Raw genomic sequence first — 15603 nt, 5'->3', positions numbered from 1 at the left:
GATAATATAAGGCTTCAATGGACTTTTTACCAACTATTTTGTCTACTATACCGCAATCGGAGAATGAGTTTGGAATAAATTTTGCGAATTTTAGTTTGCTAAAAATTCCGCTAATTGTTGCTGATTCGGTAATGCCGACATAGCGCCTTTTGCCGTTGTGGCAAGCGCGCCGCTGGCGTTGGCCTGGCGAATAATAGTAACGAGTTGTTCAGGTTGCTGCCAGTTTTCCGTTTGTGATAATCCGGCTAATAACCCGCTGACAAAAGCGTCGCCGGCCCCGGTGGTATCTACCGGTTTCAGCGCTTTCCCTGCAACCACCTCTTTTTTACCGTGCAGATGATAGAGCGCACCTTCTTTCCCTAAAGTGACAATAATCAATTTATCGGGATAAAGTGCGGTGATTTTTTCAAAAGATTTTTCCAGGCTGTCGGTATGGGTTAACAGCGTTAATTCTTCTTCTGAAAATTTCAATACGTCGGCAAGGCTTACCGCTTCCATCACCACATCGATCATTTCATCCTGGGATTTCCATAAGCTTTCGCGTAAATTCGGATCGAAAGATACTTTACCGCCGGCCGCACGGATATTTTTCATTGCCGTGAAAGTAGCGCTGCGGGTCGGTTCATTGATTAAGGCGATAGAGCAGCAGTGCAACCAGTCTCCGGCTTGAAATTGCGGCAGATCGGAAATTTGTAAAAATTGATCCGCACTTGGATTCACCATAAAGGTAAAACTACGTTCGCCGTCAGTTAATCCAACCACCACCGTCGAAGTACGTTGTTTAGGATCTAACAACATATAATCGGTGTTTACATTTTCCTGATTCAGCGTATCGCGCATAAATTCCCCTAACGGATCTTTACCTACACGGCCGATAAATGCGCTAGGCACACCTAAACGGGCAACGCCGACCGCCACATTAGCCGGTGCGCCGCCTGCGCAACGCAAATAATGGTTGTCTCCGTCAGGAATTAAATCCACCACGGCATCGCCTAATACCCAAATTTTGTTTGTCATATGCATTTCCTCAAATAGGGAGCCATAAAAAAGGGCGTATATTACGCCCCGGTTAATGTTGATTATCGAACGGTTACGCGCGCGAATTTACGTTTACCCACTTGGTAAACATGGGTTGAGGCGCTAATCGTTGTTTTGGCGTCTTCGACTTTTTCGCCGTCAATTTTCACACCGTCTTGCTGAACCATGCGGTTTGCTTCGGAAGTGGAGGCAACCAACCCCGCTTCTTTTAATAAATTAGCTAAACCTATTTCACCTTCAAAAGTAAATTCCGGCATTTCATCAGGCATCGCACCTTTTTGGAAGCGGTTAATAAATTCCTGTTCCGCGGTATCCGCATCGGCTTCGCTGTGGAAGCGGGCGATAATTTCTTTTGCTAGCAGGATTTTTACGTCGCGAGGATTGCGACCGTTTTTCACTTCTTCTTTAAATTGAGCGATTTCTGTCAACGGACGGAATGAAAGAAGATCGTACCAATCCCACATTAAATCATCGGAAATTGACATAATTTTACCGAACATATCGTTCGGCGCATCCGTTACGCCAATGTAGTTGCCCAAGGATTTAGACATTTTTTTCTCACCGTCTAAGCCGACTAAAAGAGGTAATGTCATTGCAACTTGCGGTTTTTGACCTGCCGATTTTTGTAATTCGCGACCGACTAACAAGTTAAATTTTTGATCCGTACCGCCTAATTCAACATCCGCTTCTAAAGCAACAGAGTCGTGGCCTTGCAATAACGGATAAATAAATTCATGGATGGCAATTGGCTGTTTTTCGGTAAAGCGTTTTTTGAAATCATCACGTTCCAACATACGCGCAACGGTATAATTAGAAGCTAAGCGGATCATTCCTTCAGTACCTAATTTACCCAACCAATCCGAGTTGAATACGATACGGGTTTTTTGCGGATCCAAGATTTTATAGATTTGTTGTTTATAGGTTTCGGCATTGCGTAATACATCTTCACGGCTTAACGGCGGACGGGTTTTGTTTTTACCTGAAGGATCGCCTACCATGCCGGTAAAGTCACCAATTAAGAAAATGACTTCATGGCCGAAGTTTTGGAATTGGCGTAACTTATTTAACACCACTGTATGACCTAAGTGGATATCGGGAGCGGTAGGGTCAGCGCCTAGTTTTATTTTTAACGGACGGTTTTCTTTCAGTTTTTCAATTAAATCTGCTTCAGAAAGAACTTCATCAACACCGCGCTTTAGTTCCGCGAGAACAACATTGATATCACTCATTGTTTATTCCTGTTTTAGGTTTGATACTCAGTTTTACGGGCATTTTTTATTTTAATTGGCGAGGTTTCAAGCGATAAAGCCGCCGCCGGGCGCCCTATTTAATAATTAGACCTAGCATTATAGAGATTATTGTCAAAATGAAAAGTCCGGAACCTTGTTTTTTGCTTGATTATTTACGATTGCGCAAGAAACTTGCGGTGAATGACGGCGAAAAAAAAAGCGTTTCCTTTGTGGGGAAGGAAACGCCGGAAATGTTGGAGTGATTATCTATTATTGTTTGAATAATAATATGATAATCATTCTCATCTTTCTTGTCAATAAATAAATGCAAATAATTATCAATTAAAGCAAAGCGGTACGACTTCCGCTAAAGAAAGTGCGGTCGGAATTTCTTGAATTTTATCGAATTTGCCCGCATAAGCGTAAACTTCAACGCCTTCTTTCATTGCCTGGCGCAAAAGCTTGTCATAATCGGGATCAATATATTCGGCGGTTTTAAAACAGTCAAAGCCGTTGTGCAAGCCGGCAAATAACACAACAGCACGATAACCCTGTTTTTTCATGGCTAGTAATTCGCGAACGTGTTTCTGCCCGCGGGTAGTGACCGCATCGGGGAACATGCCGATATTGTTTTTTACCAAGGTAATGGATTTTACTTCCACGTAACAATCGGGCAAACCTTCGCCTTTGAGCAGAAAATCAATGCGGCTGTTTTCTTCGCCGTATTTAACCTCGGGGTAAATTTCCGAATACCCGGCAAGTTCTTTAATTACTTTGTTTTGTAAGGCTTCCTGCACTAATTGATTCGAACGGTGCGTATTAATGCAAACCAGATTACCGTTTGACAGTTCGGTGAGTTCCCAAGAGCATGGGTATTTTCTTGTAGTACTTTTCGAGTCGGAATACCAAACCGTATCGCCTTTTTCCGCGCAGCCTGTCATCGCACCGGTGTTGGCGCAGTGAATGGTCAGAATATTGCCGTTGGCTAATTCCACATCTGCCATAAAACGTTTATAACGGCGGATAAATTTTGCCGCCTGAAGGGGAGGGAGTCGCATGATTTTTCCTTAAAATTCTTCGGATTGGTTAAAATGTTCGCCAGTCATAATCAGTTTTTCGCCGGTGCTTGCGCCTTTTATGGCTTGCGTAGTCGGGATCAAACCTTGCGCCGACCAATTATCGTCGGCTCGAATTTGTTTGCGGTATTTGTTTGGTGAAACGCCCGTATATTTTAAAAAGTTATCGTAAAACCGGCTCATTGAGCTGAACCCGGTGGTGAGAGAAATATCAAGCACACTTCGGTTGGTATCGCTCAACAAAGCTTTGGCGTGATTAATACGCATCATAATAATATATTGTTTAATAGTTAGCTGCATGGCGCTTTGAAACAGCCCCATGGCATAATTTGTGTTTAATCCCACCGCATTTGCTACGGATTGCACGGTAAGCGGCGCATTATAATGATTTGCGATGTAATCCAGCATTGTCCTAACATAATTTTGTGCATGTTTGGAGCCGGAAAGTTGGTGATTGTTTTTTTTAGGCGGCTCCAGCAATAACAGCCAACCGTCAAGGCTGACACGTTTGATCATCAGCTGGATTTCGTCATAAACCAGTTTATGACGGTTGGGATCCTCCAATTTCAGTTCCTGTTCCCAACGCTGTACTTCAAATAAGCTGACTAAACGGGGATTTTTCGATTGAATAATAATGCCGTGGGTAATGTGATTAATCAGGTTTTGTGAAAGTTGCCAGGAAAGAAACTGATAAACCGGGATATTGAAGACCGCCATGGTTCGGCAATTATGTTTATCGGTCAGGCGATGAGGAATTGACGCCCAGAAAATACTGATATGCCCCGCGTTAATCAAGGTACTGTGTTCGTTAAAGCTATACTCCACATCATCATCAAAAGGGATATTGATTTCAATATGACCGTGCCAATGATAAGCGGGCATATTACCCGGCGGCTGCTGTATTTCCACATTAAACGGACGCGCGTCCAGAGAAAGCGACAGCGGGCTGATTATTTCGCTGCCGGATTTATCCGCTAATTCGGTTGAGGTTTGTTTTGCAAGATGAGACGTTTTCATGTTGATCTGATTTACAACTGATTTATTGTTATCGCTAGTATACCAACAAAATCTCATTTTTTATTAAAAATTTCCCGGAAACTCATATTTTACTTTTGTGATCATTTTATCTGAACTTTCAGGAATTTTAGACTGAATATCAGATAGAAATTCATTTGATTATTATGCAACATGAAGTGGTAGTTTTATCCAATGAGGTGGAAAAATGAGTTTATCAATGAAAACAAAATTAAGCTTCGGTTTAGGGGCTTATGGTAAAGACTTTGCTATTCATATTGTGTATATGTACTTGATGTATTATTACACCGATGTGTTGGGCGTATCCGGTGCGATCGTGGGAACTATTTTTATGATCGCGCGGGTTTGGGATGCGGTGAACGACCCGATAATGGGCTGGATTGTAAATAACACGCGTTCGCGCTGGGGTAAATTTAAACCTTGGATTTTAATCGGTACGGTTTTGAATTCAATTGTTCTCTTTTCATTATTTTGCGCCGATTATTTCAGCGGCACGGCATTAATTATTTATATCGCCGTTACCTATATTTTATGGGGTATGACTTATACTCTGATGGATATTCCGTTCTGGTCTCTCACACCGACTTTAACTCTCGATCAGCGAGAACGTGAAGAATTAGTGCCATATCCTCGTTTCTTTTCAAGCCTTGCCAACTTTATTACCGCAGGAACTTGTATTGCTTTTGTGGATTATGTAGGCGGCGATGATAAAGGATTCGGTTTCCGGATGTTTACCCTTGTCATCATTGTTTGCTTCCTTATTTCAACCGTTATTACTTTGATGAATTTAAAAGAAAAATATTCATCGGATAATTTGGAAACAGGCGAAGCGCAACAACGTATTCCGCTTAAGACTCTGGTTTCGTTGATTCCTCGCAATGATCAGCTTTCCAGCCTTTTGGTGATGGCGTTATCTTATAACATCGCCAGCAATATTATTTCCGGCTTTGCGATTTATTACTTCACTTACGTAGTGGGTGATAAAGAAATGTTCCCTTATTACATGTCTTATGCGGGTATTGCGAACCTTATCATTATTATCTTCTTTGCCCGTTTGGTACGTTTGTTTTCACGTCGTACGCTATGGATCACAATTTCCGTCAGCTCTATTTTAAGCTGTTTGATTCTTGCCTATACGGGAATGGCGGAAACGCCGAGCGTATTTTTAATTATTTTAGCGGGGATTTTCATGCAAATCGGTAGCGCCCTGTTCTGGACGTTGCAGGTCATTATGGTGGCGGACACCGTAGATTACGGCGAATACAAATTAGGCATTCGTTCGGAAAGTATCGCTTATTCCGTGCAAACTATGGTGGTAAAAGCGGGTTCGGCAATTTCAGCCTTCCTAATCGGTGTGTTATTAACCGCCATTAATTACGTGCCGAACGAAGTACAAAACGAAAATACCATTTTCTGGATGAAAGTCATCATGATTGGTTTGCCGATTTTATTCTATAGCATTAAATTATTCGTTTACTTCCGTTATTACAAACTTCACGGCGATTTATTGGCGAAAGTGAATATCGCTTTATTAGATAAATACCGTAACGTGAAAGAGGACTAAATCATGAAGAATAATTTTATTCGCTTAACCGGCGGTAATACGGATTTAATTATCCGTCCGGAACCTGCGGAAATCCTTTATTGGGGAAAACGCTTAGAGATTGACGAAATCACCGAAGCGGATCTTTTAAGCCTTGAACGCGGCGTGTCTAACGGTGGTCTGGATGTGGATACACCGGTTACCTTAGCTGCCGAAAACGGACGCGGTTATTGGGGTTCGTCCGGTGTGGACGGCCACCGTGACGGCTATGACTGGGCACCCGTATTTAAAACAAAAAGTGCGGTCAAAAACGGCGAAGTTTTGTTGATTGAAGCGGTAGATGAAATCGCACAATTAGCCTTTAAAACCGAAATTGAAGCGGATGGTAACGGCGTATTTAAATTCCGCAACAGTTTAACTAATCTCGGTGAAGGCAAGTTTACCGTTAATCGTCTCGCCGTGACGTTACCCGTGCCGGAATATGCCGACGAAGTGCTAAGCTTTTACGGCCGCTGGTGTCGGGAATTACAGGAAAACCGCACCTGTTTAAAACATGGTGCATTCATGCAGGAAAACCGACACGGCCGCACCTCCCATGAATACGCACCGAATCTTGTGCTCGGGCAACCGCATTTTAGCCAACAACAGGGCGAAGTCTGGGGCTTTCATTTGGCTTGGTCGGGTAACCACCGCATTCGTGCTGATGTGCTGATTGACGGGCGCCGCTTTGCACAGCTGGAAAATCTTTATTTACCGGGTGAAATCGTTTTGGAACAAGGTGAGTCGCTTTCTACTCCTTGGGTTTATACCGCCTATTCCGATTGCGGTTTAAACGGTATGTCACAGCAATTCCACCGACATATCCGAAGCCGTATTTTGCATTTTGCGCAACCGATTCGCCCGGTTCATCTTAATATTTGGGAAGGGGTGATGTTTGATCATGATCCCGCTCATATTATTGCGATGGCGGAAAAAGCGGCGGAAATGGGGGTTGAACGTTTTATTATTGACGACGGCTGGTTTATCGGTCGGAATGACGATTTTGGCGGTTTGGGGGATTGGTTCTTGGATGAGAAAAAATACCCGAACGGTCTAAAGCCGGTGATTGATGCGGTAAAGAAATTAGGTATGCAGTTCGGGATTTGGGTTGAGCTGGAAATGATCAGCAAACGCTCGAAACTATACCAACAACATCCCGATTGGATGCTGCGGTTGGATGGGTATGATCAACCGGAAGAACGTCACCAATATGTACTGGATTTAGTTAATCCGGACGCTTTTAATTACATTTTAGAACGCATGGATTGGCTGTTGGGCGAAAATCAAGTGGATTACATCAAATGGGATCACAATCGCCGTTTGGTACAACCGGGACATTTGGGCAAAGCCGCGGTCACTGCGCAAACTCAAGCCGCTTATCGCTTATTCGATATTTTGCAAAAACGTTATCCGCACGTAGAAATTGAAAGCTGTTCATCAGGCGGCGCACGTATTGATTTTGAAATTCTGAAACGCTCGCAACGTTTTTGGACTTCCGATAATAACGATGCTTTAACCCGCCAGAAAATTCAACGGGGTATGAGTTATTTCTATCCGCCGGAAGTTATCGGCGCTCATATCGGCGGCGCGCCTTGTCAGACAACTATGCGAAATTTTTCCTTTGATTTCAGAGGATTAACCGCCTTATTCGGACATATGGGGGTTGAGCTTGATCCGGTGAAAGAATCGGCGGAAGAACGGCAGGGGTTTGCCAAATATATTGCCTTGCACAAACAGCTTCGCCCGTTACTGCATTCGGGAGAAAGTTTCCGTTTGGATCATCATGACGATACCACGCTGATTAACGGCGTTGTCGCACAGGATAAAAAACAGGCGGTGGTGTTAATCAGCCAGCTTGATATGCCGGATTATAAACAAATGGGTAAATTGCGCGTGCCTTATTTGGAGGCAAATGCTACTTATCAGGTAAAACTGCTGTCAATTCCCGATTATATCAAGCAGGGGAAAGGCGGACATTTAATGAAAGTCTTCCCGCAATGGGTATTAGATAATTTTGCCGGAAAACCTGTTAGCATCCGCGGTGAATGGCTTGCCAAGGCGGGCTTAACAATTCCGGTACTGGATCCGCAAAGCGCAATGCTGGTTGAATTTAAGCGGCTGTAATAAACATCAACATTATTTAAATTTTATAGGGACGGGTTTATACCTGTCCCTAATTTTTTATATTTCAATGTTACACGGAACGCGTTTATTTGCCGTATTTTTAAATATACCTCAGTGTTTACAATATATCCTCTTTATTTTATTAGAAAAAATCTAAAAAGTGCGGTCAAAATTTCAGAAATTTTTGTTCTTGTTTATCAATTGATTTTTTCGGTTGAATTGATTGAAAAATCTTTTTCTTTTTTTATTGAATTAGTGTTACATTTAAGAAGATTTGACTTTTTGTCATTCCGTGTTATTTGCAGTACGTGAACGTTTGCGTATTTTGCGGGTAACGATTTGGGATTGAGTGTGTCATTGGTTCACTCAATTATTTTTTCAACTGATTTGAAGGAAACATTATGTTAATTGGTGTACCTAGAGAACTGCTTGATAATGAAAGCCGTGTGGCGGCGACGCCAAAGACCGTTCAGCAAATCCTCAAACTCGGCTTTGACGTTATCATCGAACATGATGCCGGTTTTAAAGCGAGTTTTGAAGATAACGCGTTTGAACAAGCCGGGGCAAAAATCGGAGATCAGCAAGCCGTTTGGAATGCGGACGTTATTTTTAAAGTAAATCCGCCTACGGATGATGAAATCGCATTAATGAAAGAAGGTTCGACCTTGGTGAGTTTCATCTGGCCTGCGCAACGTCCCGATTTAATGGAAAAGTTATCGACGAAAAATGTTAACGTTTTGGCGATGGACGCCGTACCTCGTATTTCCCGTGCGCAAGCGCTTGACGCCTTATCCTCGATGGCGAATATTTCGGGTTACCGCGCCGTTATTGAAGCGGCCAATGCTTTCGGCAGTTTCTTTACGGGACAAATTACTGCGGCAGGTAAAGTGCCGCCGGCGAAAGTGCTGGTAATCGGCGCCGGTGTTGCGGGTTTGGCCGCTATCGGTGCGGCAAACAGTCTTGGCGCTATCGTACGTGCCTTTGACTCCCGTCCCGAAGTAAAAGAACAAGTGCAAAGTATGGGCGCAAGCTTCCTTGAAATCGATTTCAAAGAAGAGGGCGGTTCCGGCGACGGTTATGCCAAAGTGATGTCCGAAGAATTCAATCGCCGTGCGATGGAACTTTATGCCGAACAGGCGAAAGATGTGGATATTATTATCACTACGGCGGCAATTCCGGGCAAACCTGCGCCTCGTTTAATCACCAAAGAAATGGTTGATTCCATGAAACCGGGTTCCGTAATTGTGGATTTAGCCGCATTAACGGGCGGTAACTGCGAATATACTAAAGCCGGTGAAATTTTTGTGACGGATAATCAGGTTAAAGTCATTGGTTATACGGATTTCCCAAGTCGTTTACCGACTCAGTCTTCCCAACTTTACGGTACTAACTTAGTTAATTTATTAAAACTGTTAGCGCCGAATAAAGACGGTCAGATTGATCTTAATTTTGAAGACGTGGTTATTCGCGGCGTGACGGTAATTCGTAACGGTGAAGTCACCTGGCCTGCACCGCCGATTAAAGTATCGGCACAACCGCAGCAAAAAGCGGCGGCGCAAAAAGTTGAGAAAAAAGAAGAAAAACCGAAAGATCCCCGTATTAAATACGGCGTGATGGCGTTAGCCGCTATTTTATTCCTATGGCTTGCCTCTGTGGCGCCGAGTGCATTTTTATCTCACTTTACCGTATTCGTACTGGCTTGTGTGGTGGGATATTATGTGGTTTGGAATGTCAGCCATGCTCTGCATACACCGTTAATGGCGGTAACTAATGCTATTTCGGGTATTATTATTGTGGGTGCGGTGCTGCAAATTGCCCAAGGCAGTTTCTTTATCAGCGTACTTGCGTTTATCGCAATTTTAGTGGCAAGTATTAATATTTTCGGTGGCTTTAAAGTTACCCAACGTATGCTAGCCATGTTTAGAAAAGGTTAAGGAGAGAAACAATGTCAGTAGGTTTTGTACAAGCTGCATATATTGTAGCGGCAATACTCTTTATTATGAGCCTGGCCGGTCTTTCTAAACATGAAACGGCAAAAGCGGGTTGTTGGTACGGCATCGTAGGGATGACCATCGCATTAATCGCAACTATTTTTGGGCCGGCAACGGAAGGGCAATTATGGATTTTAGTTGCTATGGCGATTGGTGCCGTACTTGGTATCCGCAAAGCGCTGAAAGTTGAAATGACGGAAATGCCGGAACTGGTGGCTATTCTGCACAGCTTCGTCGGTTTGGCCGCCGTATTGGTCGGTTTTAACAGCTTCGGTTTACATTCCGCGGTTGCTATGCCCGTGAATCTGGATGAAGCTGCGCAAGCGGCGTTTTTAGCGGAACAAGCGGCATTAGACAATATCCACAACGTTGAAGTGTTCCTGGGCATTTTTATCGGTGCGGTAACCTTCACCGGTTCTGTGGTAGCTTTTGGGAAATTGAGCGGTAAGATTAATTCTAAAGCGTTAATGTTACCTCACCGCCATAAATTAAATTTAGCGGCGTTAGTTGTTTCCGCATTATTAATGATTTCATTCTTAAATAGTCCGGAAAATATTTTCCCTGTGTTACTGATGACAGCCATTGCTCTTGCTTTCGGTTGGCATTTAGTGGCGTCAATCGGCGGTGCCGATATGCCGGTTGTGGTTTCCATGCTGAACTCTTATTCCGGTTGGGCTGCGGCTGCGGCAGGTTTTATGCTGAATAACGACCTGTTAATTGTAACGGGTGCGTTGGTCGGTTCTTCAGGTGCGATCCTGTCTTACATCATGTGTAAAGCCATGAACCGTTCATTTGTCAGCGTGATTGCGGGCGGTTTTGGTAATGACCCGGTTGTCAGTTCCGATGAAGAACAAGGTGAACACCGTGAAACAACAGCGGAAGAAACGGCGGAATTATTGAAAAACGCAAGTTCGGTTATCATTACTCCGGGATACGGTATGGCTGTTGCTCAAGCGCAATATCCGGTTGCGGAATTAACGCAAAAATTACGCGATCGCGGCGTGAACGTCAGATTCGGTATTCACCCGGTTGCGGGTCGTTTACCTGGACATATGAATGTGCTGTTGGCGGAAGCGAAAGTACCTTATGATGTGGTATTGGAAATGGATGAAATCAATGATGATTTCGAAGATACGGATGTTGTATTAGTCATCGGTGCGAACGATACGGTGAACCCGGCGGCTATGGAAGACCCGAACAGTCCGATTGCCGGCATGCCGGTGCTTGAAGTATGGAAAGCGCAAAACGTTATCGTGTTTAAACGTTCAATGGCGGTAGGTTACGCCGGTGTGCAAAATCCATTATTCTTCAAAGAAAATACCCAAATGTTATTTGGTGATGCTAAAGATCGTGTAAACGATATTATCAGCGCATTGAACTAAATAACGGATTAAATGCCTAAAACCGCACTTATGAGCAATCAAAGTGCGGTTATTTTTTTAAAAGTTTTGTAAAAAATAAACAGACTCTATTATGCTTAGTCATTGTCGTAAGGATTCGTAATGTCAGTACAAATTATTGAAACCCACCCGTTTCCGCCGGTGTTGCCGGCTCGGGCAACCGTCATGATGATGGGGACTTTCCCTCCTAAGTCTGAAAAACGTTGTATGGAATTCCATTATCCTAATTTTCAAAATGATATGTGGCGGATTTACGGCTTAATCTTTTTTGAAGATAAAGAATATTTTCAGGTACCGGGAGAAAAGCGTTTTGATGCCGAACGGATAAAGGCTTTTTTGCATGAACGCGGCATTGCTTCCTGTCCTACGGTGATAAAAGCCGTTCGCGAGCAGGGTAATGCTTCAGATAAGTTTCTTAAAATTGTGGAACCGGTAAATTTAACGCAGGTTTTGCAGAAAGTACCGAATGTGCGTTGGTTGTTCACTACCGGAGGTAAAGCCACGGAAGCTTTATTCAGTTTGGTGCCGGAATTAAAATTGAAGGAACCGAAAACCAATGAATATATTGATTTTCCTTTTCAGGGACATGAACTCAAGCTGTATCGGGTTCCTTCGACATCAAGAGCTTATCCATTAAGTTTAGAAAAGAAAGCTGAAGCTTATCGAAAATTTTTCGAGCTGTCGGGCATTTTAAAGTAGGGATTTGTTTATAAAAGATAAACAGCCCCTAATAAAAAGGTGAGCCTAATTATGTGCGGCTCACCTTTAGTATTTAGTTTACTTTAGTATTTAGTTTAATGGAAAAGAGAGAGAAGAGCTTGCACCGGGTGCTTTAATTCTTCGTTTTCCAAACGCGCCACTTGGCTTCGACATGAATAACCGGTTGCCAGGCAATATTCAATATTTTTACCGGTAAGCTTCGTCGCCCAGGAACCAGCATAAATCGCTTTTGACATCTCTTGGTTTTTCATATCATGCCCGAACACGCCCGCCATGCCGCAACATCCCACTTTTTCCACTTCCAAATGCTGCCCGAATGCGGTAAAAATTTGCTGCCATTCCTGCGGGCTGTTAGGCATAAAGGTTTGTTCGGTACAATGAGGGAATAAATACCATTCGTGCGTGTTCAAAGTGCGGTGATTTTTTTGCAAATTTTTCACCGCAGTTTTTAACAGGTTTGAATCCAATTGGTTTTTTAGCCATTCGTGCGCCGTAATGACATGAAAATCACCTCGGTTTTGTTGCAGGATTTCGTTATATTCGTCACGATAGGAAAGCACAATGGCGGGATCAACGCCGACAAGCGGCAGACCCAGCTTTGTCATGCGGTTTAAAAAATCCGCCTGGTTTTTTGCCGTGCGCGCAAATTGCCCTAAAAAGCCTTTAATATGCTGTGCTTTACCGTTCGGTTTAAAAGGCAAAAGCACCGGCTTGAAGCCTAATTTCCGGCAAAGTTCCACAAAATCCGCTACAACGGTTGCATCATAATAAGAGGTATAAGGATCTTGCACAATCAATAACATATTGGACTTTTCTGTGGGAGAAAGACGTTCCAACTGTTCTAAGGTTTTCCCTTGATAACCGATTTCAACTAATTGATGACGCAAATTAGGCTCCGATAACAACGGAATATCCGTCATGCCCAGCGCTTTTTCCGCTGCAATTTTCATAAATTTCGATTTCATAACAAAGTTGAAAAGTTTAGGCTGTTTTGCCATATAAGGCGCAACCGTTTCCAAATTTGCCACAATATAGTCTTTACTCGGACGAACATAACGCTGATGATAAAAATAGAAAAATTTGGAGCGGAAGCTCGCTACATCAATTTTAATCGGGCACTGGCTTGCGCAGGCTTTACAGGCAAGACAGGTATCCATTGCCGCCTTCACTTCATGGGAAAAGTCATATTCGCCCCGCCATTTCTTCACTGAATTTTTTACTTTTTCAACCAATTCGGACAATTTTACCTGCGAATGATGGAAATTTAGCTGTTCGGGCGTTACATTCTCATTTGCCATCAAACGCAGCCATTCGCGTACCATTCCCGCACGCCCTTTCGGTGAAAACAGGCGGTTTCCGGTCACTTTCATTGACGGACACATAGTGCTGTGGACATCAAAATTAAAACATAATCCGTTGCCGTTGCAATTCATAGCGCCGGCATATTCTTCACGCATTTTTATCGGAATTTGGCGATCGTTATCGGCCCGCATCGGCGAGAGAATAGGGTAGAGCTGTTGTTCGCTATTCAGTGCACTGCAAATTTTGCCGGGATTCAGGCGATTATGCGGATCAAACAGGAATTTGATATAGCGCAGTTCTTGCCAAAGTTCCGGCGTAAAGAATTTTTCGCCATAGTAAGAACGGATTCCTTTACCGTGCTCACCCCAAATCAAACCGCCGTATTTGCGTGTGAGTTCCGCAACGCTATCGGAAATGTGCTTAAACAGTTGAACCTGTTCTTTATCGCACAGATCCAATGCCGGGCGCACATGAAGCACACCGGCGTCTACATGCCCGAACATACCGTATTGCAGATTATAACCGTCCAATAATGCCCGGAATTCGGTAATATAATCGGCTAAATTTTCAGGCGGAACGCAGGTGTCTTCTACAAAAGGAATCGGTTTCGCCGCACCTTTCGCATTACCCAGCAGCCCCACCGCTTTTTTGCGCATGGCATAAATGCGTTCAATAGAAGGCAGATCCGAACATACTTGATAACCGATAATATTGCTTTCCCGGTTGGCAATTTTTTCATCCAACTGAGCACATAAAGCGGCGACCTGACGTTCAATCAAATTTTTATTATTGCCCGCAAACTCAACAATATTTAAGCCGAGAATCGGGCTGTTTGCCTCTTCCGTTAGTAGTTCTTTAACGGAATGCCAAATGATATCTTCTTTCGCGAGATTAAGTACTTTGGAATCAACTGTTTCCACAGAAAGCGCGTTTGCCTGTACCATAAAGGGCGCACTACGTAATGCGGCGTCAAAAGAACTGTATTTCACATTAATCAAGGTTCGGATTTGCGGAATCGGCGTGAGATCTAACGTGGCTTCGCAAATAAAGGCTAATGTGCCTTCCGAACCGGTTAGCAGACGGGTTAAGTTAAATTCGCTTTCATCTTCATTTAATACGTTTTTCAGGTCATAACCTGTTAAAAATCGGTTCAATTGCGGCAAATCCCGAACAATTTGTTCACGTTTTTCTTTGCAGCGGTGAAAAACTTCTTCATGTAATCGTTTGCTTGTAAAGGTAACTTTTTTAGCGGCGAGATTGTCTAAAAATCGCTCCGTTTTGACCGCACTTGTATCAATAATGTCGCCGTTTACCAAAACCGCACGCAAACCGAGCACATGATCCGAAGTTTTACCGTATTGCAAAGAACCTTGCCCTGAAGCATCGGTATTAATCATACCGCCCAGCGTGGCACGATTACTGGTGGATAATTCCGGTGCAAAGAAAAGTCCGTGAGGTTTTAAAAATTGATTGAGCTGATCTTTAACCACGCCGGCCTGAACGCGAACCCAGCGCTCTTCAACATTGAGTTCCAAAATACCTGTCATGTGGCGGGAAAGATCAACTATAATATTATTGTTAATCGCCTGACCGTTTGTTCCTGTACCACCGCCGCGCGGCGTAAAGGTTAAGGAAAGATACTTGTGTTGTTGAGCGAGTTTTGTAATTCGAACAACATCAGATACGGATTTAGGAAATAAAATAGCCTGAGGTAATAATTGATAAACGCTATTATCCGTAGCCAGACTTAAGCGATCGGCATAATTGGAGGCAATATCGCCCTCAAAATATTGCGCTTTGAGATCATCTAAAAAATCGGAAACAAGCGGTGTAAGCTGGGGAACTTCTTTTAAACGTGGTAGCATAAATTACAGCTCTTATCGGTGATAAATTAATATAGTCGGATGGCAGAATTGTAGCATATTGATTATTAATTTAAATGGAAAAATCACAAAGTTAACGGACTAAAGTTTGATTAAAAAATAATCATAATGTATAATTTATAAGTAATTAGATTAATAAATAACCAATCAAAGGCATAAAATTTGATTTTATTCCGTTTAGTTAGGATAATTTAATTGCTTAGAAAGCTCTGATAAAAAGAGT

At 43.1% G+C, this 15603-nt stretch carries 10 protein-coding genes; 5 read left to right on the top strand and 5 right to left on the bottom strand.

The genetic code is table 11. The features are described 5' to 3' along the window. Positions 1-90 precede the first annotated feature (90 nt). From MS_RS05645 to melR, 4 genes are all read right to left on the bottom strand, one after another. A complete protein-coding gene (locus tag MS_RS05645) occupies positions 91-1017 on the bottom strand; it encodes an aminoimidazole riboside kinase (protein ID WP_041639763.1) in 927 nt (308 codons plus the stop codon). Between the two features lie 62 nt (positions 1018-1079). Beyond that, complete coding sequence (gene tyrS / locus MS_RS05640) at positions 1080-2267, bottom strand: tyrosine--tRNA ligase (RefSeq protein WP_011200406.1); 1188 nt, start codon at positions 2265-2267, stop codon at positions 1080-1082. 338 nt (positions 2268-2605) lie between these two features. After that, entirely contained in the window at positions 2606-3325 is a 720-nt protein-coding gene (gene sfsA, locus MS_RS05635; protein WP_011200404.1) for a DNA/RNA nuclease SfsA, read from the bottom strand. A 9-nt stretch (positions 3326-3334) separates the two neighbouring features. Then, complete coding sequence (gene melR, locus MS_RS05630) at positions 3335-4360, bottom strand: transcriptional regulator MelR (protein WP_050738258.1); 1026 nt, start codon at positions 4358-4360, stop codon at positions 3335-3337. Between the two features lie 217 nt (positions 4361-4577). On the opposite strand from melR, the gene melB reads away from it, so the two are divergent. The 5 genes from melB to MS_RS05600 all read left to right on the top strand — a co-directional run bounded on the left by melB (position 4578) and on the right by MS_RS05600 (position 12174). Further along, positions 4578-5942, top strand: coding sequence for a melibiose:sodium transporter MelB (gene melB / locus MS_RS05625; protein WP_264352511.1), 1365 nt, complete (start codon positions 4578-4580; stop codon positions 5940-5942). 3 nt (positions 5943-5945) lie between these two features. Then, a complete protein-coding gene (locus MS_RS05620) occupies positions 5946-8084 on the top strand; it encodes an alpha-galactosidase (RefSeq protein WP_011200401.1) in 2139 nt (712 codons plus the stop codon). A 401-nt stretch (positions 8085-8485) separates the two neighbouring features. Beyond that, entirely contained in the window at positions 8486-10018 is a 1533-nt protein-coding gene (gene pntA / locus MS_RS05610) for a Re/Si-specific NAD(P)(+) transhydrogenase subunit alpha (protein WP_011200398.1), read from the top strand. Positions 10019-10029: 11 nt separating this feature from the next. Beyond that, a complete protein-coding gene (gene pntB / locus MS_RS05605) occupies positions 10030-11457 on the top strand; it encodes a Re/Si-specific NAD(P)(+) transhydrogenase subunit beta (protein ID WP_011200397.1) in 1428 nt (475 codons plus the stop codon). Positions 11458-11577: 120 nt separating this feature from the next. Beyond that, positions 11578-12174, top strand: a complete 597-nt coding sequence (locus tag MS_RS05600; protein WP_011200396.1) for a DNA glycosylase — start codon at positions 11578-11580, stop codon at positions 12172-12174. A 95-nt stretch (positions 12175-12269) separates the two neighbouring features. Here the strand turns inward: MS_RS05600 and MS_RS05595 are convergent, their stop codons facing one another. After that, a complete protein-coding gene (locus tag MS_RS05595) occupies positions 12270-15362 on the bottom strand; it encodes a D-2-hydroxyglutarate dehydrogenase YdiJ (protein ID WP_011200395.1) in 3093 nt (1030 codons plus the stop codon). Between the last annotated feature and the right edge of the window lie 241 nt (positions 15363-15603).

The organism is [Mannheimia] succiniciproducens MBEL55E (assembly GCF_000007745.1).
Lineage (GTDB): Bacteria > Pseudomonadota > Gammaproteobacteria > Enterobacterales > Pasteurellaceae > Basfia > Basfia succiniciproducens.
The sequence above is the reverse complement of the archived record's forward strand: the minus strand, read 5'-3'. Positions and strand labels throughout refer to the sequence as shown.

Excerpts from the sequence above, each read along its gene's own strand:
- MS_RS05620 (WP_011200401.1), top strand. The coding sequence starts at position 5,946 with ATGAAGAATAATTTTATTCGCTTAACCGGCGGTAATACGGATTTAATT.
- MS_RS05600 (WP_011200396.1), top strand. The coding sequence starts at position 11,578 with ATGTCAGTACAAATTATTGAAACCCACCCGTTTCCGCCGGTGTTGCCG.
- melR (WP_050738258.1), bottom strand. The coding sequence starts at position 4,360 with ATGAAAACGTCTCATCTTGCAAAACAAACCTCAACCGAATTAGCGGAT.
- sfsA (WP_011200404.1), bottom strand. The coding sequence starts at position 3,325 with ATGCGACTCCCTCCCCTTCAGGCGGCAAAATTTATCCGCCGTTATAAA.
- pntB (WP_011200397.1), top strand. The coding sequence starts at position 10,030 with ATGTCAGTAGGTTTTGTACAAGCTGCATATATTGTAGCGGCAATACTC.
- MS_RS05595 (WP_011200395.1), bottom strand. The coding sequence starts at position 15,362 with ATGCTACCACGTTTAAAAGAAGTTCCCCAGCTTACACCGCTTGTTTCC.
- melB (WP_264352511.1), top strand. The coding sequence starts at position 4,578 with ATGAAAACAAAATTAAGCTTCGGTTTAGGGGCTTATGGTAAAGACTTT.
- tyrS (WP_011200406.1), bottom strand. The coding sequence starts at position 2,267 with ATGAGTGATATCAATGTTGTTCTCGCGGAACTAAAGCGCGGTGTTGAT.
- MS_RS05645 (WP_041639763.1), bottom strand. The coding sequence starts at position 1,017 with ATGACAAACAAAATTTGGGTATTAGGCGATGCCGTGGTGGATTTAATT.
- pntA (WP_011200398.1), top strand. The coding sequence starts at position 8,486 with ATGTTAATTGGTGTACCTAGAGAACTGCTTGATAATGAAAGCCGTGTG.